The sequence below is a fragment of the Rahnella aquatilis CIP 78.65 = ATCC 33071 genome, assembly GCF_000241955.1.
GTDB classification, from domain to species: domain Bacteria; phylum Pseudomonadota; class Gammaproteobacteria; order Enterobacterales; family Enterobacteriaceae; genus Rahnella; species Rahnella aquatilis.
Genome location: NC_016818.1, coordinates 4,531,070 through 4,553,651, shown reverse-complemented (window position 1 = coordinate 4,553,651; position 22,582 = coordinate 4,531,070). Strand labels below are relative to the sequence as shown.

General features: G+C 52.6%; 17 protein-coding genes, 1 tRNA gene and 2 rRNA genes. 17 read left to right on the top strand and 3 right to left on the bottom strand.

Annotated elements, in window-relative coordinates; all coding sequences use genetic code 11:
* Window positions 1–50: 50 nt before the first annotated feature.
* The 7 genes from ubiE to tatD all read left to right on the top strand — a co-directional run bounded on the left by ubiE (window position 51) and on the right by tatD (window position 5,671).
* A complete protein-coding gene (ubiE, locus tag RAHAQ2_RS20600) occupies window positions 51–806 on the top strand; it encodes a bifunctional demethylmenaquinone methyltransferase/2-methoxy-6-polyprenyl-1,4-benzoquinol methylase UbiE (RefSeq protein ID WP_013577436.1) in 756 nt (251 codons plus the stop codon).
* A 13-nt stretch (window positions 807–819) separates the two neighbouring features.
* Window positions 820–1,428 carry a ubiquinone biosynthesis protein UbiJ gene (gene ubiJ / locus RAHAQ2_RS20595; protein ID WP_015699059.1) on the top strand — a complete coding sequence of 203 codons (609 nt, stop codon included), beginning with the start codon at window positions 820–822 and terminating at the stop codon, window positions 1,426–1,428.
* Entirely contained in the window at window positions 1,425–3,056 is a 1,632-nt protein-coding gene (gene ubiB / locus RAHAQ2_RS20590; protein ID WP_015699058.1) for a ubiquinone biosynthesis regulatory protein kinase UbiB, read from the top strand. The genes ubiJ and ubiB overlap by 4 nt, the downstream gene beginning before the upstream one ends.
* Before the next feature lie 73 nt (window positions 3,057–3,129).
* Window positions 3,130–3,396 (top strand): twin-arginine translocase subunit TatE, encoded by a 267-nt coding sequence (gene tatE / locus RAHAQ2_RS20585; RefSeq protein ID WP_013577433.1) that lies wholly within the window; start codon window positions 3,130–3,132, stop codon window positions 3,394–3,396.
* A gap of 3 nt (window positions 3,397–3,399) precedes the next feature.
* Complete coding sequence (gene tatB, locus RAHAQ2_RS20580; protein ID WP_015699057.1) at window positions 3,400–4,050, top strand: Sec-independent protein translocase protein TatB; 651 nt, start codon at window positions 3,400–3,402, stop codon at window positions 4,048–4,050.
* Window positions 4,051–4,052: 2 nt separating this feature from the next.
* Window positions 4,053–4,820 carry a Sec-independent protein translocase subunit TatC gene (gene tatC / locus RAHAQ2_RS20575; RefSeq protein WP_013577431.1) on the top strand — a complete coding sequence of 256 codons (768 nt, stop codon included), beginning with the start codon at window positions 4,053–4,055 and terminating at the stop codon, window positions 4,818–4,820.
* Window positions 4,821–4,879: 59 nt separating this feature from the next.
* Window positions 4,880–5,671 (top strand): 3'-5' ssDNA/RNA exonuclease TatD, encoded by a 792-nt coding sequence (tatD, locus tag RAHAQ2_RS20570; RefSeq protein ID WP_015699056.1) that lies wholly within the window; start codon window positions 4,880–4,882, stop codon window positions 5,669–5,671.
* A gap of 75 nt (window positions 5,672–5,746) precedes the next feature.
* Here the strand turns inward: tatD and rfaH are convergent, their stop codons facing one another.
* A complete protein-coding gene (rfaH, locus tag RAHAQ2_RS20565; RefSeq protein WP_193785488.1) occupies window positions 5,747–6,235 on the bottom strand; it encodes a transcription/translation regulatory transformer protein RfaH in 489 nt (162 codons plus the stop codon).
* A gap of 172 nt (window positions 6,236–6,407) precedes the next feature.
* Between rfaH and pepE the strand changes: the two genes are divergently transcribed.
* The 3 genes from pepE to fre all read left to right on the top strand — a co-directional run bounded on the left by pepE (window position 6,408) and on the right by fre (window position 9,568).
* The gene (pepE, locus tag RAHAQ2_RS20560) at window positions 6,408–7,133 is read left to right on the top strand and encodes a dipeptidase PepE (protein ID WP_015699054.1); all 726 of its coding nucleotides are present in this window, start codon (window positions 6,408–6,410) and stop codon (window positions 7,131–7,133) included.
* 194 nt (window positions 7,134–7,327) lie between these two features.
* A complete protein-coding gene (gene ubiD / locus RAHAQ2_RS20555) occupies window positions 7,328–8,818 on the top strand; it encodes a 4-hydroxy-3-polyprenylbenzoate decarboxylase (RefSeq protein WP_015699053.1) in 1,491 nt (496 codons plus the stop codon).
* 48 nt (window positions 8,819–8,866) lie between these two features.
* Window positions 8,867–9,568, top strand: coding sequence for an NAD(P)H-flavin reductase (gene fre, locus RAHAQ2_RS20550; RefSeq protein WP_015699052.1), 702 nt, complete (start codon window positions 8,867–8,869; stop codon window positions 9,566–9,568).
* A 117-nt stretch (window positions 9,569–9,685) separates the two neighbouring features.
* On the opposite strand, the gene fadA is transcribed toward fre, so the two are convergent.
* Window positions 9,686–10,849 carry an acetyl-CoA C-acyltransferase FadA gene (fadA, locus tag RAHAQ2_RS20545; protein WP_015699051.1) on the bottom strand — a complete coding sequence of 388 codons (1,164 nt, stop codon included), beginning with the start codon at window positions 10,847–10,849 and terminating at the stop codon, window positions 9,686–9,688.
* A gap of 11 nt (window positions 10,850–10,860) precedes the next feature.
* A complete protein-coding gene (gene fadB, locus RAHAQ2_RS20540; protein WP_015699050.1) occupies window positions 10,861–13,053 on the bottom strand; it encodes a fatty acid oxidation complex subunit alpha FadB in 2,193 nt (730 codons plus the stop codon).
* Window positions 13,054–13,242: 189 nt separating this feature from the next.
* Between fadB and pepQ the strand changes: the two genes are divergently transcribed.
* The 7 genes from pepQ to RAHAQ2_RS20505 all read left to right on the top strand — a co-directional run bounded on the left by pepQ (window position 13,243) and on the right by RAHAQ2_RS20505 (window position 22,573).
* Window positions 13,243–14,574, top strand: a complete 1,332-nt coding sequence (gene pepQ / locus RAHAQ2_RS20535; RefSeq protein ID WP_015699049.1) for a Xaa-Pro dipeptidase — start codon at window positions 13,243–13,245, stop codon at window positions 14,572–14,574.
* The gene (locus RAHAQ2_RS20530; protein WP_015699048.1) at window positions 14,574–15,185 is read left to right on the top strand and encodes an IMPACT family protein; all 612 of its coding nucleotides are present in this window, start codon (window positions 14,574–14,576) and stop codon (window positions 15,183–15,185) included. Before pepQ ends, RAHAQ2_RS20530 begins: the two co-directional genes overlap by 1 nt.
* A gap of 37 nt (window positions 15,186–15,222) precedes the next feature.
* Entirely contained in the window at window positions 15,223–16,674 is a 1,452-nt protein-coding gene (gene trkH / locus RAHAQ2_RS20525) for a Trk system potassium transporter TrkH (protein ID WP_015699047.1), read from the top strand.
* Window positions 16,675–16,696: 22 nt separating this feature from the next.
* Complete coding sequence (gene hemG / locus RAHAQ2_RS20520; RefSeq protein ID WP_015699046.1) at window positions 16,697–17,236, top strand: menaquinone-dependent protoporphyrinogen IX dehydrogenase; 540 nt, start codon at window positions 16,697–16,699, stop codon at window positions 17,234–17,236.
* Between the two features lie 432 nt (window positions 17,237–17,668).
* Window positions 17,669–19,211: ribosomal RNA gene (locus RAHAQ2_RS20515) — 16S ribosomal RNA — on the top strand.
* A 143-nt stretch (window positions 19,212–19,354) separates the two neighbouring features.
* Window positions 19,355–19,430, top strand: a tRNA-Glu gene (locus tag RAHAQ2_RS20510).
* A 235-nt stretch (window positions 19,431–19,665) separates the two neighbouring features.
* A 23S ribosomal RNA gene (locus RAHAQ2_RS20505) occupies window positions 19,666–22,573 on the top strand.
* Together the 16S and 23S rRNA genes with 1 tRNA gene alongside form the textbook arrangement of a ribosomal RNA operon.
* Window positions 22,574–22,582 lie beyond the last annotated feature (9 nt).

The window sequence follows — 22,582 nt, the reverse complement described above, 5'->3', positions numbered from 1 at the left end:
TTCTGATACACTTCTCCCCAAGAGTTCGACTGAAAAAGCAGGCATAAATAATGGAAAAGCAGACGCCGGAAACCACCCATTTTGGTTTTCGTACAGTAGCCAAAGATGAAAAACAGGAAATGGTGGCAGAAGTCTTCCATTCCGTTGCGGCAAAATATGATTTGATGAATGACCTGATGTCTTTCGGTATTCATCGCATCTGGAAACGCTTCACTATTGATTGCAGCGGTGTCCGTCAGGGACAACGTGTGCTGGATCTGGCCGGTGGTACGGGCGATCTGACCGCTAAATTCTCCCGTCTGGTGGGCGAGAAAGGCGAAGTCGTTCTGGCGGATATCAATGATTCCATGCTGAAGATGGGCCGCGAAAAGCTGCGCAATCTTGGCATCGTCGGCAACGTCAGCTACGTTCAGGCGAATGCCGAAGCCCTGCCGTTCCCGGACAACTATTTTGACTGTATCACCATCTCATTCGGTCTGCGTAACGTGACTGAAAAAGAGAAGGCGCTGCGTTCCATGTTCCGCGTACTCAAGCCGGGCGGTCGTCTGCTGGTACTGGAATTCTCCAAACCGGTGCTGAAACCGCTGAGCAAAGCCTACGACACCTATTCCTTCCACATTTTACCGCGTATTGGTGAGCTGGTTGCGCATGATGCTGAAAGCTACCGGTATCTGGCTGAATCAATCCGTATGCATCCGGATCAGGAAACACTGAAAGGAATGATGGCGGACGCAGGGTTTGAAAATGTGACTTATCACAATCTGACTGGCGGCATTGTGGCGTTACATCGGGGTTTCAAATTCTGATATGAGTATGCCGATGTTGTTAACGCCGTTACTGACTGCCGCTATCGAGACGCCGCTAAATTACCTGCTTTTCAGAGATCGCAGCATGAAGGCGGCGCGCACACGTCTGGCCGGTAAAGTTTTGCGTGTCGAATTGCAGGAACTGAGTACACCGCTGACGTTTGTGTTCAGTGAACAGAAAATTGATGTGCTCGGGCAATGGGACGGTGCGGCAGATTGCACCGTCACCTCGAAACTGTCAGTGCTGCATAAGTTACGTGACCGCCAGCAGTTGTCGCCAATGATGCGCAGTGGTGAGCTGGTGGTTGATGGCGATATCGCCGTGGTTCAACAGTTTTCTGCATTGCTGGATATGGCGGAAATTGAGCCTGCTGAATTTCTGGCACCCTATATGGGTGACATTGCGGCTCAGGGCCTGAGTCAGGCCGTGCAGGGCGCTTTCAGCTTTCTGCAAAAAGGGCTGAGACACCAGCAGAGCTATGTGGCGCAAACGCTGACTGAAGAATGGAAAATGGCACCCGGTCCGCTGGAAGTTGTCTGGTTTAGTGATGAGGTTTCCGCACTGGTGCGCGAGCTGGATGCGCTGGATAAACGTATCAAAAAACTGGAGGATAAACCGTGACGCCTAGGGAAATGCGACGTTTATATCTGATTATCCGCATGTTTCTGATCTACGGCCTTGACGAACTGATCCCTAAAATCCGCTTAACGTTGCCGCTGAGAATGGGGCGTTACCTTTTTTTCTGGTTACCTAATCGTCATAAAGAAAAGCCGTTGGGTGAACGCATGCGTCTGGCACTGGAACAGCTTGGGCCGGTATGGATCAAGTTCGGTCAGATGATGTCGACACGCCGCGATCTTTTCCCTCCGCACATTGCCGATCAGCTGGCTTTGCTTCAGGACCATGTTCCACCGTTTGATGGCGCAAAAGCCCGTCAGCAAATCGATGCCGCGTTGGGTGGCCCGCTGGAAACCTGGTTTGATGAATTCGATCAGACGCCGCTGGCGTCTGCGTCTATTGCTCAGGTGCACACGGCGATCCTGAAAGAAAACGGCAAACCGGTAGTGCTCAAAGTTATCCGCCCGGATATTTTACCGACCATTATTGCGGATATTCGTTTGATGTCGCGCCTTGCCGGCTGGCTGCCGATTCTGTTGCCAGATGGCCGCCGTTTACGCCCGCGTGAAGTGGTGCGCGAGTATGAGAAAACGCTGCTTGATGAACTGAACCTGTTACGTGAAGCCGCGAATGCTATTCAGCTTCGCCGTAACTTTGAAGGCAGCCCGATGCTGTATGTGCCGGAAGTGTATCCGGACTATTGCAGCGAACAACTGATGGTGATGGAACGCATTTACGGGATCCCGGTTTCCGATATTGAAGCGCTGAAAAAACAGGGTACCAATATGAAGTTGCTGGCAGAACGTGGCGTGCAGGTCTTCTTCACTCAGGTTTTTCGCGACAGTTTCTTCCATGCAGATATGCATCCGGGCAACATTTTCGTTAGCTACGAAACGCCTGAAGACCCTTGCTACATTGGGATTGATTGCGGCATAGTGGGTTCGCTCAATAAGGAAGACAAGCGCTATCTGGCGGAGAATTTCATCGCGTTCTTTAATCGCGATTACCGCAAAGTGGCTGAATTGCATGTCGATTCCGGCTGGGTCCCGCGTGATACCAACGTCGAAGAATTCGAATTTGCGATCCGGACAGTGTGTGAACCGATTTTTGAGAAACCTCTGGCGGATATTTCCTTCGGTAACGTATTGTTAAATCTGTTTAATACGGCTCGCCGTTTTAATATGGAGGTTCAGCCTCAACTGGTGTTGTTGCAAAAAACACTGTTGTATGTCGAAGGCCTCGGGCGTCAGCTTTATCCTCAACTGGATTTGTGGACAACGGCGAAACCTTTCCTCGAAAGCTGGGTTCGTGATCAGGTCGGTCTGCCGGCGATGATCCGCGCACTGAAAGAGCGTGCGCCGTTCTGGGTTGAGAAAATGCCTGAACTGCCTGATTTGGTTTATCAGAGCCTGAATCAGCACAAGCTGTTGCAATACAACATTGAGAAACTCTCCTCCCAGATCCATAACCAGAGTTCCCGTCAGGGGCAGTCTCGTTATTTGTTGGGAATGGGTGCCACGCTGTTGTTGAGCGGAACCCTCTTACTGTTAGGCGGCGTTAAGATTTATCCCGCTTGCCTGATGGCAGCCGGTGTTGTTTCCTGGTTAATCGGATGGAAGCGCGCCAGCTAAGCAAATTGTTTTAAATCGAATGCCGTTTGCGGACGGCAATGAATATCGTTCCTTCCTGTTTGAGGTGAAAATAATGGGTGGTATTAGTATTACAAAAATCCTGATCCTCGTTGTTCTTGTGGTACTGCTGTTCGGTACGAAGAAACTGCGTGGTCTGGGTTCTGATCTGGGTGCTTCCATCAAAGGCTTCAAAAAAGCCATGAGTGACGACGACAGCCAGTCAAAAACTAAAGACGCTGATGTGTCTCCTACGGATGCTGATTTCGTCGCAAAGTCTGTTGAAAGCAAGCCAGAAGCGAAAGCAGAAGACACCAAGAGCCAAAACAAAGAGCAGGTATAAGCCGTGTTCGATATTGGATTTAGTGAACTGCTGCTGGTATTGGTGATTGGCCTGGTTGTCCTCGGGCCCGAGCGTTTACCTGTAGCAGTCAGAACAGTAGCAGGCTGGATCCGTACGCTTCGTGCAATGGCTGCTTCAGTTCAGAGCGAATTATCGCAGGAACTGAAACTCCAGGAATTGCAGGATAGCCTGAAGAAAGCCGAAGAAGCCGGTCTGAAGAGTCTCACGCCAGAAATCAAAGCGTCTATGGACGAGCTGAAAGAAGCCGCAGAGTCTATGAAGCAGTCGATCAATTCAGGATTGAATCCTGCAGAGAAAGCCGTGGAAGAAGCCAAAGCGGAAGGCAACACCATCCACAACCCTGTTCTGGATGAAGCTGAAGCGCATCATGATGCAGGCGTCTCTCCTGCTGCTGCTGACCATGTGGTTTCTGCGCCAGCCGCTGCACCGCAAAGTGCAGTTGATGCTGCGCTGGCATCGAATAAAACGGCACATGCTGCGGCCGTGACGCTGGAAAAAACGTCCGAATCCGCTGCTGACGCTGCTGTTGAGGTTACACCGGCGGTGAAAACCGTAGCTGTTGAAGCACCTGTTGCTGAACACGCAGTACCGGTTAAACCGGCTTCATCAACTCAAAAGACAGGTGAGCGCTAAACATGGCCGTTGAAGATACTCAACCTCTTATCAGCCATTTGATTGAGCTGCGTAAGCGTCTGCTGAATGCCATTATTTGCATTATTGTGGTGTTTTTAGCGCTGGTTTATTTTGCAAATGACATCTATCAGCTGGTGGCTTCGCCGCTGATCAAGCAAATGCCGCTGGGCGCGAGCATGATTGCGACTGACGTTGCGTCGCCGTTCTTTACGCCTATCAAACTGACCATGATCGTCTCGGTGTTTGTCTCTGCGCCCTTCATTTTGTATCAGGTCTGGGCATTTGTGGCACCGGCACTCTACAAACACGAACGTCGCCTCATGATGCCGTTGCTGTTCTCAAGCTCTGCGTTATTTTATCTCGGTGTGGCGTTTGCTTATTTCGTGGTGTTCCCGCTGGCGTTCGCTTTCTTTGCGAAAACTGCACCGGCTGGCGTGCAGATAGCCACCGACATTAACAACTATCTCGATTTCGTGATGGCGTTGTTTATGGCGTTTGGCGTCTCCTTCGAAGTGCCTATCGCGATTGTGTTGCTTTGCTGGAGTGGTGTAACGACACCGGAAGACCTGAAAAAGAAACGTCCATATGTGCTGGTCGGGGCTTTTGTGGTCGGGATGTTGTTAACACCGCCGGATGTATTCTCGCAAACGTTGCTGGCCATTCCGATGTATCTCTTGTTTGAAATCGGTGTGTTCTTTGCCCGTTTCTACGTCGGAGGTCGCCGCCGGTCGGATGTCGATAACGAGACCGATCCGGATCAGCCTGCGTAAAAAATCTTTCGTTTTTAAAAACCGCCCTTGTTTGGGCGGTTTCTGTTTCAGGACTTCCCATGTTTGAAATTGGTATTAATCTCACCAGCAGTCAGTTCGATAAAGACCGTCCGCAAGTGGTGGAAAGAGCCAGAGCTGCCGGTCTGAGCGGCATGTTGATCACCGGAACGTCAGCGCAGGAAAGTGTCGAAGCGCAGAAAATGGCGGATGAGCATCCTGATTTTTGCTGGTCGACGGCGGGTGTACATCCGCATCAGGCAAGTGCCTGGAATACGCAGGTTGAAGCCGGTATCCGCGAACTCGCAGTATTACCCAATGTTGTTGCCATCGGTGAATGCGGGCTGGATTTTAATCGTAACTTTTCGCCGGCAGATCTCCAGGAAGCGGCTTTTACCGCGCAGCTGGCGCTGGCGAAAGAGCTACAGTTACCGGTATTTCTGCACTGCCGCGATGCCGGTGAGCGCTTTGCCGCGTTGCTGAAACCGTGGCTGTCCGGTTTACCGGGCGGCGTGGTTCATTGTTTCACCGGCACCCGTCAGGAGCTTGAGTTGTATTTATCTCTTGGACTGTCGATTGGTATTACCGGTTGGGTATGCGATGAACGTCGCGGGCTGGAACTGCGTGAAATGCTGCCACTGATCCCGGCGGACAGGTTGATGCTGGAAACCGATGCGCCATATTTACTGCCGCGTGATATGGAAAACAAACCGAAAAACCGTCGCAATGAACCGGCTTTCCTGCCGCATATCGTGAAGCAGGCGGCCCTTTGGCGTGGGGAGGATCCTCAGTGGCTGGCGGACATTACCGATGACAATGCGCGTAAACTTTTTGCCCTCCCGTTACGCAGATGAACGCAGTAAAAAGGCACCGTTCAGCGGTGCCTTTTTACTATCGGCAGCTTCCATTCAATACAGCGGAAAGGCCGGTCAGATTTTTTGGAAGTGCGTATTTTCGATGCTCTGACGAACCGGCTGGTTGATGAGGTTAAGCATCAGCAGCGAACGTGCCTCGCCGTCCGGTTCAGTGTAAATCGCTTCGATACCGGCAAAAATCCCGTCGGTAATCACCACATGATCGCCTTCATATGGCGTATCAGGATCACGGACTTCAATTGATGGCGGTTCCATCAATTGTTTAATGACATCAGGCTGCACGGTGGCCAGTTTCGCGCCAAAGCGGATGAAGTGGCTGACACCACGCGTTGCGTTGATCGTCGTGGTATGGATCCGCTCAGGGTCGAACTCGACGAACATGTAATTCGGAAACAGTGGCTCGCTGACCGCAGTGCGGCGTCCCCGGACCAGTTTTTCCAGGGTGATCATCGGCGTCAGGCAGTTAACGTTCTGGCGCTCAAGATGTTCTTTTGCGCGAAGAAGCTGACCACGTTTGCAATAGAGTAAATACCAGGATTCCATAGTTTCCCACATAAAAGCGTCGAGCGGGGCAGCATACCAAAAGCCGCTCATGAGATACAGACAGTGCAAGTCTTTGCAGACGTTTGCTGATTGTCGACCCGTTATCTTTTATTATCGGAGAAAAGCGCGTTCTTATCCCCTCTATTAATCCTATTTTATCAGGAGAAGTCTCATGGAGCTGTTCTTACTGAGTAACGGTAAACTTTCAGGTGAATCTGAGTTACTGGGTTACGCTAAAGCGCGCATCCAGACTATGTTTCAGGCACACAAGATTACCTCTGCCGTCCTGATCCCCTACGCCCTGATCCGCAGTGATTACGATGCCCGTGCCTTGGAACTTTCTGATGCGTTAGGCATTAACGTCACCAGCATTCATCATGCAAAAAAACCTGCAGAGGCCATTGCCGGCGCGCAATGCATTTTGATCAGCGGCGGGAATACCTGGATGCTTAATCAGATGCTGCATGAACACAGCCTGATCGTGCCGATTCAGCGTGCAGTGCGTGAGCGCAATGTGCCTTATATCGGCTGGAGCGCGGGCTGTAATGTCGCTACGCCAAGTATCCGTACCACCAATGATATGCCTGTTCGCAACTCTGTGGTTCTGCCATCTCTGGGCCTGTTCCCGGTGCAAATCAATCCGCATTACATTGATGCTCACTTAAGCGGCCATATGGGGGAAACCCGCGATGAGCGCATTGCAGAATTCTGCGCGGTTAACCCGTCTGAATCAGTGATTGCGTTGCGTGAAGGCAGCCTGTTACAGGTGTCCGGCAACAGTCTGAGTTACTTCAGTGCTAAAAATCAGGGATTTAAGGTTTTCCGTCACGGGCAGGATACACAGGAATATCAGGATACTCAGGCGATTCAGCCTCTGGTGCCTTTTAACTGCCTGTGATTGTCTTCGCGATATCACTTGCGCACCGTCAGACCAGCAATAGCCGGGCTGACGGTTATACTGCTTTTGGGTTATCAGACTTTACTTACCCGTCAAAAATTTACTGATAACAAACCTGCTGATAACAAAAAAGCAGCAACAACTCCGGAGAGGCTCTATAATGCTCTCCTTCAACCCGGCGACTCAGAATCAGCATGAAATACCGTGATTTACGTGACTTCCTCTCGTTACTCGAAAAGAGAGGCCAACTGAAACGCATTAGCCAGTCAGTTGACCCTTATCTGGAAATGACCGAAATTGCCGATCGTACCCTGCGTGCAGGGGGTCCGGCGCTTTTGTTCGAAAATCCAAAAGGCTACGACATGCCGGTCCTGTGCAATTTATTCGGTACACCTCAACGTGTGGCGATGGGCATGGGCAAAGAAGATGTCAGTGCGTTGCGGGAAGTGGGTGAATTACTGGCGTTTTTGAAAGAGCCCGAGCCGCCGCGCGGATTTCGTGATTTATACGACAAAGCGCCGATGTTTAAACAGGTGCTGAACATGCCAACCAAGGTGCTGCATTCCGCACCTTGTCAGCAGCAGATTTGGGAAGGCGATGCGGTCGATATCACCAAAATTCCGGTGATGCAGTGCTGGCCGGAAGATGCCGCGCCGCTTATCACCTGGGGCCTGACTGTTACCCGTGGCCCGAACAAGTCGCGTCAGAATCTGGGTATTTATCGCCAGCAGGTGTTGGGTAAAAATAAAGTGATCATGCGCTGGTTGTCCCATCGCGGCGGCGCGCTCGATTTCCAGGAATGGTGCCAGCAGAATCCGGGCCAGCGTTTTCCGGTTTCCGTGGCGCTGGGTGCGGATCCGGCCACGATCCTGGGTGCTGTGACGCCGGTTCCCGATACGCTTTCTGAATATGCCTTTGCCGGGTTGTTGCGTGGCAACAAAACGGAAGTGGTGAAATGTATTTCCAACGATCTGGAAGTACCGGCCAGCGCCGAAATTGTGCTGGAAGGGTATATCGAACCGGGTGAAATGGCACCGGAAGGCCCTTATGGCGACCATACCGGCTACTATAATGAAGTGGATAGCTTCCCGGTGTTCACCATTACGCACATGACGCAGCGTAAAGATGCCATCTATCATTCGACCTACACTGGCCGTCCGCCGGATGAACCTGCAGTACTGGGTGTGGCGCTGAATGAAGTGTTTGTGCCGATTCTGAAAAAACAGTTCCCGGAAATTGTTGATTTCTATCTGCCGCCTGAGGGTTGCTCCTACCGTCTGGCTGTCGTTACCATGAAGAAGCAGTATGCTGGCCATGCGAAACGCGTGATGATGGGCGTCTGGTCATTCCTGCGTCAGTTCATGTACACCAAGTTTGTGATTGTGTGCGACGATGACGTCAATGCCCGCGACTGGAACGACGTGATTTGGGCGATCACCACCCGGATGGATCCCGCGCGGGATACGGTTCTGGTGGAGAATACCCCGATTGATTATCTTGATTTCGCCTCCCCGGTGTCGGGCCTCGGCTCAAAAATGGGGATGGATGCGACCAACAAATGGCCGGGTGAAACGCAGCGTGAATGGGGACGTCCGATTGTGAAAGATCCAGAAGTCACCGCGCGTATCGACGCTATTTGGGATGAACTCGCTATTCTTAATGATAAAGACGATGTGAAAAAATAATCGAATCTTTGTCCTACGCTTTGCTTTGACGACCCACAGAGGGAACGCATGACAACATTGAGCTGTAAAGTGACCTCGGTTGAGGCGATAACCGATACGGTGTATCGGGTCCGGCTGGTTCCGGAAGCGCCTTTCTCGTTCCGTGCGGGTCAGTATCTGATGGTGGTGATGGATGAACGTGACAAGCGTCCGTTCTCCCTGGCCTCCACACCGGCTCAACACAACGTGATTGAGCTGCACATTGGTGCGTCTGAACTGAATCTTTACGCGATGGCCGTGATGGATCGCATTTTGAAAGAAAAGGCGATCACCGTTGATATTCCGCACGGCGATGCCTGGCTGCGGGAAGACGGCGAGCGCCCGCTGGTGCTGATTGCGGGCGGAACCGGATTCTCTTACGTGCGTTCTATTCTGATCACCGCACTTGAACAACAACCGCATCGTGATATCTCCATTTACTGGGGCGGCCGTGAGCTGAAGCATCTGTATGATCTTGGCGAACTGGAAGCGATGAGCATCAATCATCCGAACCTGAAAGTGATCCCGGTGGTTGAACAGCCTGAAGATGGCTGGCAGGGTAGAAGCGGCACGGTTCTGAGCGCAGTTTTACAGGATTTCTCCTCACTGGCTGAATACGATATTTATATCGCCGGTCGTTTTGAGATGGCTAAAATCGCCCGTGAGCGTTTTGTCGCGGAGCGCGGTGCGCAGGAAGACCGTCTGTTTGGTGATGCTTTCTCTTTCATCTGACTGAACCATGAAAAAGCCCGCCCCTGACAGGCGGGAAAACGGCAACTAAAACGGATAAGACGATAAGTTTGAAAGCGGGCGAAATGCCCGCTTTTTTGTTTTTCATAAACGGGCAAATCAGACGCGTTCGAAAACGGTCGCGATGCCCTGGCCCAAACCGATACACATGGTTGCCACGCCAAACTGTACGTCGCGGCGTTCCATCAGATTCAGCAGGGTGGTGGAAATACGCGAGCCGGAGCAGCCGAGCGGATGACCGAGCGCAATGGCGCCGCCGTTCAGATTGACGCGTTCTTCCATGGTTTCCAGCAGTCCCAAATCTTTTACACACGGCAACGCCTGGGCGGCGAAAGCTTCGTTCAGCTCGAACAAACCGATGTCCTGTACGTTCAGTCCGGCGCGCTTCAGCGCCAGACGTGTTGCCGGCACCGGGCCGTAACCCATAATTGACGGGTCGCAGCCAACGACCGCCATCGCACGGATACGGGCGCGGGCTTTCAGACCTAAAGATTTCGCATGAGATTCACTCATCAGCAACATTGCTGATGCGCCGTCGGAGAGGGCAGAGGAAGTGCCCGCCGTGACGGTACCGTTTACCGGGTCGAACGCTGGCCGTAAAGCTGCCAGTGTGGCGACGGTCGTTTCCGGACGGATCACTTCGTCGAAATCATAACGGATCAGAACGCCGTCGGCGTTATGACCTTCGGTCGCCACGATTTCATTGGCAAAATGCCCGGCCACGGTGGCTGCATGGGCGCGCTGATGTGAGCGTGCGGCAAATTCATCCTGCATTTCACGGCTGATCTGGTGCATTTTCGCCAGCATTTCCGCCGTAAGTCCCATCATTCCCGCCGCTTTCGCGACAGTTTTGCTCAGGCCCGGATGGAAATCCACGCCGTGATTCATCGGCACGTGACCCATATGTTCCACGCCGCCGATCAGGCTGACCTGTGCGTCGCCAACCATAATAGCGCGCGCCGCGTCGTGCAGTGCCTGCATGGAAGAACCGCACAGGCGGTTGACCGTAGTCGCCGGTACGCTGTGCGGAATTTCTGCCAGCAGCGCCGCATTGCGGGCAATATTGAAGCCTTGTTCCAGCGTCTGCTGGACGCAGCCCCAGTAAATGTCATCAATATCTTTGGCATTGAGCGCCGGGTTGCGGGCCAGCACGGCGCGCATCAGATGTGCGGAGAGATCTTCAGCCCTGACGTGGCGGAATGCACCGCCTTTCGAACGGCCCATCGGCGTACGGACTGCGTCAACAATGACTACGTTTTCCATGATTTCGGTCCTTATGCCTGATTACCGGTGCTGAGGTTTTCCAGCCCAGCCGCAACCGGATAGTAACTTTCATTGGTTTGCGCTTTGGCGCGTAACCCTGCCGGTGCCTGATACATCGGCCCCAGATGGGCGTACTGTTCGGTCATTTTCAGATATTCGGCGGTGCCGAGGGTATCGAGATAACGGAACGGGCCGCCGTGGAACGGAGGGAAACCGATGCCGTACACCAGCGCCATGTCGGCTTCCGCCGGACTGGCAATGATGCCTTCCTCAAAACAGCGCAGCACTTCGTTAATCATCGGGATCATCATGCGGGCGATGATGTCCTGCGGTGAGAAATCTGCATGTGCCGGTTTCAGGTTATCGGACAGCAGGCTGATCGCCTGTTCGTCGATTTCCTTGCGTGGCTTGCCTTTGCTGTCTTCACTGTAACGGTAGAAACCGAGCTGATTCTTCTGACCGAAACGACGGTTATCAAACAGCACGTCAACGGCGTCACGGTAATCCCGCGCCATACGGTCCGGGAAACCGGCGGCCATCACCGCTTGTGCGTGATGCGCGGTGTCGATACCGACCACATCCAGCAGATACGCCGGGCCCATCGGCCAGCCGAACTGTTTTTCCATCACTTTGTCTATCTGGCGGAAATCGGCACCGTCACGCAGTAACAGGCTGAAACCGGAGAAATACGGGAACAGTACGCGGTTAACGAAGAAGCCCGGGCAGTCATTGACGACGACCGGCGTTTTCCCCATGGTCAGCGCGTAGGAGACGATGCGGGAAATTGTTTTGTCTGAGGTTTTCTCACCACGTACGATTTCGACCAGCGGCATACGATGCACCGGGTTGAAGAAGTGCATGCCACAGAAGTTTTCCGGGCGTTTCAGCGAGGACGCCAGTTGGTCGATAGGAATGGTTGAGGTATTCGACGCCAGCACGGTATCGGCATCGAGCAGCGATTCCACTTCCGCCAGGACGGCGGCTTTGACTTTTGGATTCTCGACCACGGCTTCAACGACCACGGAGGCACGTTCGATACCGCTGTAATCCAGCGTCGGATGAATGGTCGACAGCACTTTCGCCATTTTCAGACCGTCGATTTTGCCGCGTTCGAGTTGTTTGTTCAGTAGCTTGGCCGCTTCGCTCATGCCGAGTGTCAGGGACGGGTCGTTGATGTCTTTCATGATCACCGGCACGCCTTTCAGCGCCGACTGATAAGCGATCCCGCCGCCCATAATCCCTGCGCCCAGCACCGCAGCCTGCGCCGGTTTATCACTGCCTTGCGCCAGTTTTTTGGCTTTGCCTTTCACAAACTGATCGTTAAGGAAAATGCTGACCAGCGCGCGGGCTTCTTTGGATTGTGCGAGCGGCACAAAACTGGCGGTTTCCAGTTGCAGGGCTTCATCACGGCCAAGACGCGCCGCCGCTTCAATGGTTATCACGGCAGTCATTGGCGCCGGGTAGTGTTTACCGGCATTTTGCATGACCATGCTTTTGGCGACGCTGAAGCTCATCGCCGCTTCAATCTGGCTGAGTTTCAGCGGCAGACGTTTCGGATCACGGCGGTTATGCCAGTCCAGTTTTCCGTCGACGGCGTTTTTCAGCATGGTAATGCCCGCATCGCGCAGTTTGTCGGCGTCTACAACGGCATCCACCAGCCCGATTTTCAGGGCCTCTTTTCCGCTGATATTTTTCCCGGCGGCGATAATTTCCAGCGCACTGTCGGTGCCGATCAGACGCGGCAGGCGTACCGAGCCGCCGAAGCCCGGCATGATGCCTAAGCTGGTTTCCGGCAGGCCAATACGCGCATCGGCGGTACTGATACGGAAATCCGTCGCCAGTACGCATTCACAACCGCCGCCCAGCGCGTAACCGCTGATTGCGGAAAGTGTCGGTACCGGCAGGTCTTCCAGACGGTTAAAAATGCTGTTGGCGAAATTCAGCCACTCATGCAGTTTTTCTGCTGGTGCGTTAAACAGGGACAGAAACTCAGTAATATCCGCGCCGACAATAAACGCAGGTTTGGCCGAGCTCAGCAGCAATCCTTTCAGCTCAGACTGCTTTTCAAGCACTGCAATCGCTTCGCCCAGGCTGGCAACCGTTTGGGTATCGAGCTTATTAACCGAGCCTGGAGCATCAAACACCAGCTCCGCGATACCGCCGTCAAGCCAGTGCAGATGTAATGTTTCGCCTTGGTAGAGCATGTGTCTCTCCTGAATCATCGGGGATGATCTGGTATGACCAGATGACTTGGAGTGTGGTTTTTATGTTAATAATTTGCAAATGAGATGTGTTTTATTTGCAGGCAAGATCACAAACCTTCGGGGACTATGGTCGCGGTAAGGCTGTGGTAAGATGCTGCATCGTCTTTCAGGTGAAAAAAGGACAGTTGGATGGAATCGCTTACTACGCTTTATAAAGAACATATCGCCACGCTGCAGACGCGTGCCCGTGAAATTCTGCAACGTTCTCAGCTTGATGCGTTACTGATTCACTCCGGTGAATTGCTGACGACCTTCCTTGATGACCACAGTTATCCCTTCAAAGTAAACCCGCAGTTCAAGGCCTGGGTGCCGGTCATCAAAGTGCCAAATTGCTGGTTGTGGGTAGATGGTGTGAATGCGCCGAAATTGTGGTTTTATTCTCCGGTGGATTACTGGCACAGCCATGAACCGTTGCCGGATTCCTTCTGGACGAAAGAGATTTCCCTGACGCCGCTGGCCAATGCTGGCGATATCAAAGGTCAGTTGCCCGCTGATCTCAAACGTGTGGGTTACATCGGTTACAGTCCGGAGCGCGCGATCAGCATGGGTATCCCTGCGGCGAACGTAAACCCGAAAGCCGTGCTGGATTTCCTGCATTATCATCGTGCCTACAAAACAGATTATGAACTGGCCTGTATGCGTGAAGCGCAGAAAGTCGCGGTCAGTGGTCATCGCGCGGCGAAAGAAGCGTTCCTTTCCGGTATGAGCGAATTTGACATCAATCTGGCATATCTCACTGCTACCGGTCACCGTGATACCGATGTGCCGTACGACAACATTGTTGCGCTCAATGAACACGCTTCCGTGCTGCATTACACGACGCTCGATAACCAACCGCCTGCCGAAATGCACAGTTTCCTGCTCGACGCCGGTGCGGAATATAACGGTTATGCCGCCGACCTGACGCGTACCTATGCCGCAAAACCGGACAGTGATTTCGCCGCACTGGTGAAAGATCTCAACACGGAAGAACTGGCGTTAATTGATACGATTAAAGCCGGTGTGCGCTATACCGACTATCATGTTCAGATGCATCATCGCATCGCCAAATTGTTGAAAGCGCACAAGCTGGTGGTGGATATCAGTGAAGACGCCATGGTGGAACAGAACCTGACCGGGCCTTTCCTGCCGCATGGTCTGGGGCATCCGCTGGGGTTACAGGTTCACGATGTCGCCGGGTTTATGCAGGACGATACGGGGACACATCTGGCCGCGCCTTCGCAATATCCTTATCTGCGTTGTACCCGCATGCTGGAGCCGGGCATGGTGTTGACCATCGAGCCGGGTCTGTATTTCATCGATTCGTTGCTGTTACCGTGGCGCGAAGGGCAGTTCAGCAAGCACTTTGCCTGGGATCGTATCGATGCGATGAAGCCATTTGGCGGCATTCGTATCGAAGACAATATTGTCATCCACGATAACCGTATCGAAAATATGACACGCGATCTGAAGCTGGCCTGATGCAGCCTTATTCCGTCCCGGCTGAGTCAGTGAGTTTCAGTGAAGAAATAAAGAAGAGTCGATTCATTACCCTACTGGCAAGAACTGAAGGGGTTGAAGCGGCAAAAGCCTTTATTCAGGAGGTCAGACATCAGCACCCGGCCGCGCGTCATCACTGCTGGGCGTTTGTGGCTGGCGTGCCGGATGATTCTCAGCAACTGGGCTTTTCTGATGATGGCGAACCCGCTGGCACAGCCGGTAAACCCATCTTAAGTCAGCTGATGGGAAGCAGGGTGGGAGAGATCACAGCCGTTGTGGTGCGTTACTACGGCGGCATTATGTTGGGCACCGGCGGGTTGGTGAAAGCCTACGGCGGCGGTGTCCAGCAGGCATTAAAACAACTTATCGTGCAGCAAAAGGTTCCGCTGGCGGAGTTCGCGGTACAGTGTGATTACAGCCTGTTACAGCTGGTGGAAACGCTGCTTTCGCACGCTGGCGGGCATATTTTACGCAGTGAGTTTGGCGCGGCGGTGGATCTCGTTCTGGCGCTGCCTGCCGCAGATGCGCCGGCAACCGTCAGCCATTTGTTCGATATCAGCCGTGGCACGCTAATCCTGCGTCCGGTTTCTTAAATTTTTCGATGGTTAATTCGCTGAGGAACGCACCAGCATGCATTTTCGTGCCATAACACGCATTGTGGGGGTGCTCGTCATCCTTTTCTCGGGAACGATGATTATTCCCGGTCTGGTCGCTTTAATTTACCGCGATGGTGCGGGGCGTGCGTTCAGTCAGACCTTCTTTGTCGCCCTGGCGATTGGGTTATTTCTCTGGCTGCCAAACCGGAAGCAGAAAAGTGAGCTGAAGCCACGGGAAGGTTTCCTGATTGTGGTGCTGTTCTGGACGGTGCTGGGCAGCGTCGGGGCATTGCCTTTTCTGTTCTCCGAGCGGCCGAATCTTTCCCTTACCGATGCTTTTTTTGAATCTTTCTCCGGCCTGACGACGACGGGTGCGACCACGCTGGTCGGGCTGGATTCTTTGCCGAAAGCGATTCTTTTCTACCGGCAGATGCTGCAATGGTTTGGTGGTATGGGCATCATTGTGCTCGCGGTAGCCATTCTGCCGATATTGGGCGTCGGCGGGATGCAGCTGTACCGCGCCGAAATGCCGGGGCCGTTGAAAGATAACAAGATGCGCCCGCGTATCGCCGAAACAGCAAAAACGCTGTGGCTCATCTATGTGCTGCTGACCATCGCCTGTGCACTGGCGTTATGGGGCGCGGGCATGCCGGTCTTTGATGCGATCAGCCACAGTTTCTCGACTATCGCCATCGGCGGCTTCTCAACCCACGATGCCAGCATCGGTTATTTCCACAGCGGAACGATTAATACCATCGTCGCGATATTCTTGCTGATTTCAGGCTGTAACTATGGCCTGCACTTTGCCGTACTGAGCGGGCGAAACATCAAGGTGTACTGGCGTGATCCGGAATTTCGTATGTTTATCGGCGTGCAGTTCACGCTGGTGATTATCTGTACGGTGATTTTGTGGATCCACAATACCTACGGTTCGGGGCTGGAAACGCTGAATCAGGCATTCTTTCAGGTGGTCTCAATGGCTACCACGGCAGGCTATACCACGGACAGTATTTCCAAATGGCCGCTGTTCCTGCCGCTCCTGTTGCTGTGCTCTGCTTTTATCGGGGGATGTGCGGGTTCAACCGGTGGCGGTCTTAAAGTGATCCGTATTCTTCTGCTTTATTTACAGGGTTCCCGCGAGTTGAAAAGGCTGGTTCACCCGAATGCGGTTTACACCATCAAATTGGGCAACCGCGCCTTGCCTGAACGTATCATTGAAGCGGTATGGGGTTTCTTCTCCGCTTACGCACTGGTGTTTATTGTCAGCATGCTGGCGATTGTGGCCACCGGTGTGGATAACTTCTCTGCTTTTGCTGCGGTCACCGCGACGCTCAACAATCTTGGCCCGGGCCTGGGGGTTGTGGCGGATAACTTTGCTTCGATGAACTCAGTGGCGAAATGGATCCTGATCGTCACCATGTTGTTTGGTCGTCTGGAAGTCTTCACATTATTAGTGCTGTTCACGCCGACGTTCTGGCGGGAATGAGTTTTAGGAAAGGGAAACCAGTATGAAAGCGTTGATACTCTATTCAAGTCGTGACGGACAAACGCATGCTATCGCTTCTTATATAGCGAATGAGCTGAAAGAGAAGTGCAGCTGCGATGTGGTCGATCTGGCTCATGCAGAACGTGTCGATCTGAAAAGCTATGACCAGGTCATGATTGGTGCCTCTATACGTTACGGTCATTTTAATCCGGTGCTGGATAAATTCGTTAAAAAGCATGCCGAAACATTGAACCGCATGCCGTCGGCATTTTTCGGCGTTAACCTGACCGCGCGTAAACCCGAGAAACGTACGCCGCAGACGAATGCCTATGTGCGTAAATTCCTGCTGGCGTCACCGTGGGAGCCGGCAATGTGCGGCGTCTTTGCGGGTGCATTACGTTATCCTCGCTATCGCTGGTTCGACAAGGTGATGATCCAACTTATTATGCGTATGACTGGCGGTGAAACGGATACCCGTAAAGAAGTCGAGTATACCGACTGGCAGCAGGTGGCTAAATTCGCTGAAGATTTTGGGCAAATATCGTATAAAAAATCGCACTAATGCGGGCTAAATAGTCGTTTAGACCAAAAAGAAAGCATTCAGAAAGTTTTTTGAAATTAGGGGTTGCGGCCTTCTGAGAACTCCCTATAATGCGCCTCCACTGACCGGGAACAACGACTCCTCTAACGAGAACCAAGTCGCCCAGTCAGGAAGAATCAACCCGGTGAAAACACCGCATCTTGTAAAAGAAAATGGTTGACTCTTCAGGGAGAAAGAGTATTATCTGCCTCCCACGTTGCTGAGTTAAGTCTCGCAACGTACGCTCTTTAACAATTTATCAGACAATCTGTGTGGGCACTCACAAGACGATATCAGCCACTTCGGTGGCAAAAAATATCAAGTCTTAGAGTGACCAAGCAGTAATTCATTTAGTTGAATTATTACGAAGTAATCTCTGAGCATCGCTTCACTTGTTGAAGCAAATCGAACTTTTAATTGAAGAGTTTGATCATGGCTCAGATTGAACGCTGGCGGCAGGCCTAACACATGCAAGTCGAGCGGCAGCGGGAAGTAGCTTGCTACTTTGCCGGCGAGCGGCGGACGGGTGAGTAATGTCTGGGAAACTGCCTGATGGAGGGGGATAACTACTGGAAACGGTAGCTAATACCGCATGACCTCGAAAGAGCAAAGTGGGGGATCTTCGGACCTCACGCCATCGGATGTGCCCAGATGGGATTAGCTAGTAGGTGAGGTAATGGCTCACCTAGGCGACGATCCCTAGCTGGTCTGAGAGGATGACCAGCCACACTGGAACTGAGACACGGTCCAGACTCCTACGGGAGGCAGCAGTGGGGAATATTGCACAATGGGCGCAAGCCTGATGCAGCCATGCCGCGTGTGTGAAGAAGGCCTTAGGGTTGTAAAGCACTTTCAGCGAGGAGGAAGGCATCACACTTAATACGTGTGGTGATTGACGTTACTCGCAGAAGAAGCACCGGCTAACTCCGTGCCAGCAGCCGCGGTAATACGGAGGGTGCAAGCGTTAATCGGAATTACTGGGCGTAAAGCGCACGCAGGCGGTTTGTTAAGTCAGATGTGAAATCCCCGCGCTTAACGTGGGAACTGCATTTGAAACTGGCAAGCTAGAGTCTTGTAGAGGGGGGTAGAATTCCAGGTGTAGCGGTGAAATGCGTAGAGATCTGGAGGAATACCGGTGGCGAAGGCGGCCCCCTGGACAAAGACTGACGCTCAGGTGCGAAAGCGTGGGGAGCAAACAGGATTAGATACCCTGGTAGTCCACGCTGTAAACGATGTCGACTTGGAGGTTGTGCCCTTGAGGCGTGGCTTCCGGAGCTAACGCGTTAAGTCGACCGCCTGGGGAGTACGGCCGCAAGGTTAAAACTCAAATGAATTGACGGGGGCCCGCACAAGCGGTGGAGCATGTGGTTTAATTCGATGCAACGCGAAGAACCTTACCTACTCTTGACATCCACGGAATTCGCCAGAGATGGCTTAGTGCCTTCGGGAACCGTGAGACAGGTGCTGCATGGCTGTCGTCAGCTCGTGTTGTGAAATGTTGGGTTAAGTCCCGCAACGAGCGCAACCCTTATCCTTTGTTGCCAGCGAGTAATGTCGGGAACTCAAAGGAGACTGCCGGTGATAAACCGGAGGAAGGTGGGGATGACGTCAAGTCATCATGGCCCTTACGAGTAGGGCTACACACGTGCTACAATGGCATATACAAAGAGAAGCGAACTCGCGAGAGCAAGCGGACCTCATAAAGTATGTCGTAGTCCGGATTGGAGTCTGCAACTCGACTCCATGAAGTCGGAATCGCTAGTAATCGTAGATCAGAATGCTACGGTGAATACGTTCCCGGGCCTTGTACACACCGCCCGTCACACCATGGGAGTGGGTTGCAAAAGAAGTAGGTAGCTTAACCTTCGGGAGGGCGCTTACCACTTTGTGATTCATGACTGGGGTGAAGTCGTAACAAGGTAACCGTAGGGGAACCTGCGGTTGGATCACCTCCTTACCTCAAGATACGCATTGTGCAGTGTCCACACAGATTGTCTGATGAAATTAATGAGCAAGAGCACCTGTTGATGCGGTGAGGGCAACCTTACGCTGATACGAAAAGTGCCAAACCATGTATGTGGTCTGGTACGGATTTTTCGTGTCCCCATCGTCTAGAGGCCTAGGACACTGCCCTTTCACGGCTGTAACAGGGGTTCGAATCCCCTTGGGGACGCCAATCCGATAATGTGTGAAAGACATTATCACCTGTTCTTTATGAACAGAAAATAACTTAAAGATGACTTTAACGAGTCGTGTTTAAGATATTGCTCTTTAACAATCCGGAACAAGCTGAAAATTGAAAGTTTACAGCTGAACATCACTCTCCGTAGCAGTACTGAGTGGTGGATTAGTCTGTAACAGAGTCTCTCAAATAATCGCAATGCGACGGTGGAAACACCTTCGGGTTGTGAGGTTAAGCGACTAAGCGTACACGGTGGATGCCTAGGCAGTCAGAGGCGATGAAGGGCGTGCTAATCTGCGAAAAGCGTCGGTAAGGTGATATGAACCGTTATACCCGACGATACCCGAATGGGGAAACCCAGTGTGCTCCGGCACATTATCATTACATGAATACATAGTGTAATGAGGCGAACCGGGGGAACTGAAACATCTAAGTACCCCGAGGAAAAGAAATCAACCGAGATTCCCCCAGTAGCGGCGAGCGAACGGGGAAGAGCCCAGAACCTGAATCAGTTTGTGTGTTAGTGGAAGCGTCTGGAAAGTCGCACGGTACAGGGTGATAGTCCCGTACACAAAAATGCACAGGCTGTGAGTTCGATGAGTAGGGCGGGACACGTGACATCCTGTCTGAATATGGGGGGACCATCCTCCAAGGCTAAATACTCCTGACTGACCGATAGTGAACCAGTACCGTGAGGGAAAGGCGAAAAGAACCCCGGCGAGGGGAGTGAAATAGAACCTGAAACCGTGTACGTACAAGCAGTGGGAGCCTACTTTGTTGGGTGACTGCGTACCTTTTGTATAATGGGTCAGCGACTTATATTTTGTAGCAAGGTTAACCGAATAGGGGAGCCGTAGGGAAACCGAGTCTTAACTGGGCGTCAAGTTGCAAGGTATAGACCCGAAACCCGGTGATCTAGCCATGGGCAGGTTGAAGGTTGGGTAACACTAACTGGAGGACCGAACCGACTAATGTTGAAAAATTAGCGGATGACTTGTGGCTGGGGGTGAAAGGCCAATCAAACCGGGAGATAGCTGGTTCTCCCCGAAAGCTATTTAGGTAGCGCCTCGTGAACTCATCTTCGGGGGTAGAGCACTGTTTCGACTAGGGGGCCATCCCGGCTTACCAACTCGATGCAAACTACGAATACCGAAGAATGTTATCACGGGAGACACACGGCGGGTGCTAACGTCCGTCGTGAAGAGGGAAACAACCCAGACCGCCAGCTAAGGTCCCAAAGTCATGGTTAAGTGGGAAACGATGTGGGAAGGCATAGACAGCCAGGATGTTGGCTTAGAAGCAGCCATCATTTAAGAAAGCGTAATAGCTCACTGGTCGAGTCGGCCTGCGCGGAAGATGTAACGGGGCTAAACCATGCACCGAAGCTGCGGCAGCGACGCTTATGCGTTGTTGGGTAGGGGAGCGTTCTGTAAGCCGTCGAAGGTGGACTGTGAGGTCTGCTGGAGGTATCAGAAGTGCGAATGCTGACATAAGTAACGATAATGCGGGTGAAAAACCCGCACGCCGGAAGACCAAGGGTTCCTGTCCAACGTTAATCGGGGCAGGGTGAGTCGACCCCTAAGGCGAGGCTGAAAAGCGTAGTCGATGGGAAGCAGGTTAATATTCCTGCACTTGGTGTTACTGCGAAGGGGGGACGGAGAAGGCTAGGCTGGCCGGGCGACGGTTGTCCCGGTTCAAGCGTGTAGGGGGTGTGACCTGGTAAATCCGGTTGCATATCAACCCTGAGGCGTGATAACGAGCCACTACGGTGGTGAAGTAGCTGATGCCATGCTTCCAGGAAAAGCCTCTAAGCTCCAGGTAACACGAAATCGTACCCCAAACCGACACAGGTGGTCAGGTAGAGAATACTCAGGCGCTTGAGAGAACTCGGGTGAAGGAACTAGGCAAAATGGTGCCGTAACTTCGGGAGAAGGCACGCTGGCGCGTAGGTGAAGGGACTTGCTCCCGGAGCTGAAGCCAGTCGAAGATACCAGCTGGCTGCAACTGTTTAATAAAAACACAGCACTGTGCAAACACGAAAGTGGACGTATACGGTGTGACGCCTGCCCGGTGCCGGAAGGTTAATTGATGGGGTCAGCCGCAAGGCGAAGCTCTTGATCGAAGCCCCGGTAAACGGCGGCCGTAACTATAACGGTCCTAAGGTAGCGAAATTCCTTGTCGGGTAAGTTCCGACCTGCACGAATGGCGTAATGATGGCCAGGCTGTCTCCACCCGAGACTCAGTGAAATTGAACTCGCTGTGAAGATGCAGTGTACCCGCGGCAAGACGGAAAGACCCCGTGAACCTTTACTATAGCTTGACACTGAACATTGAGCCTTGATGTGTAGGATAGGTGGGAGGCTTTGAAGCGTGGACGCCAGTCTGCGTGGAGCCAACCTTGAAATACCACCCTTTAATGTTTGATGTTCTAACTCGGCCCCGTAATCCGGGGTGAGGACAGTGTCTGGTGGGTAGTTTGACTGGGGCGGTCTCCTCCTAAAGAGTAACGGAGGAGCACGAAGGTTAGCTAATCACGGTCGGACATCGTGAGGTTAGTGCAATGGCATAAGCTAGCTTGACTGCGAGAGTGACGGCTCGAGCAGGTACGAAAGTAGGTCATAGTGATCCGGTGGTTCTGAATGGAAGGGCCATCGCTCAACGGATAAAAGGTACTCCGGGGATAACAGGCTGATACCGCCCAAGAGTTCATATCGACGGCGGTGTTTGGCACCTCGATGTCGGCTCATCACATCCTGGGGCTGAAGTAGGTCCCAAGGGTATGGCTGTTCGCCATTTAAAGTGGTACGCGAGCTGGGTTTAGAACGTCGTGAGACAGTTCGGTCCCTATCTGCCGTGGGCGTTGGAAGATTGAGAGGGGCTGCTCCTAGTACGAGAGGACCGGAGTGGACGCATCACTGGTGTTCGGGTTGTCATGCCAATGGCATTGCCCGGTAGCTAAATGCGGAAAAGATAAGCGCTGAAAGCATCTAAGCGCGAAACTTGCCTCGAGATGAGTCTTCCCTGTGGCTTTAAGCCACCTGAAGGGACGTTTAAGACTAAGACGTTGATAGGCTGGGTGTGTAAGTGCAGCGATGCATTGAGCTAACCAGTACTAATGACCCGAGAGGCTTAACCTTACAACACCG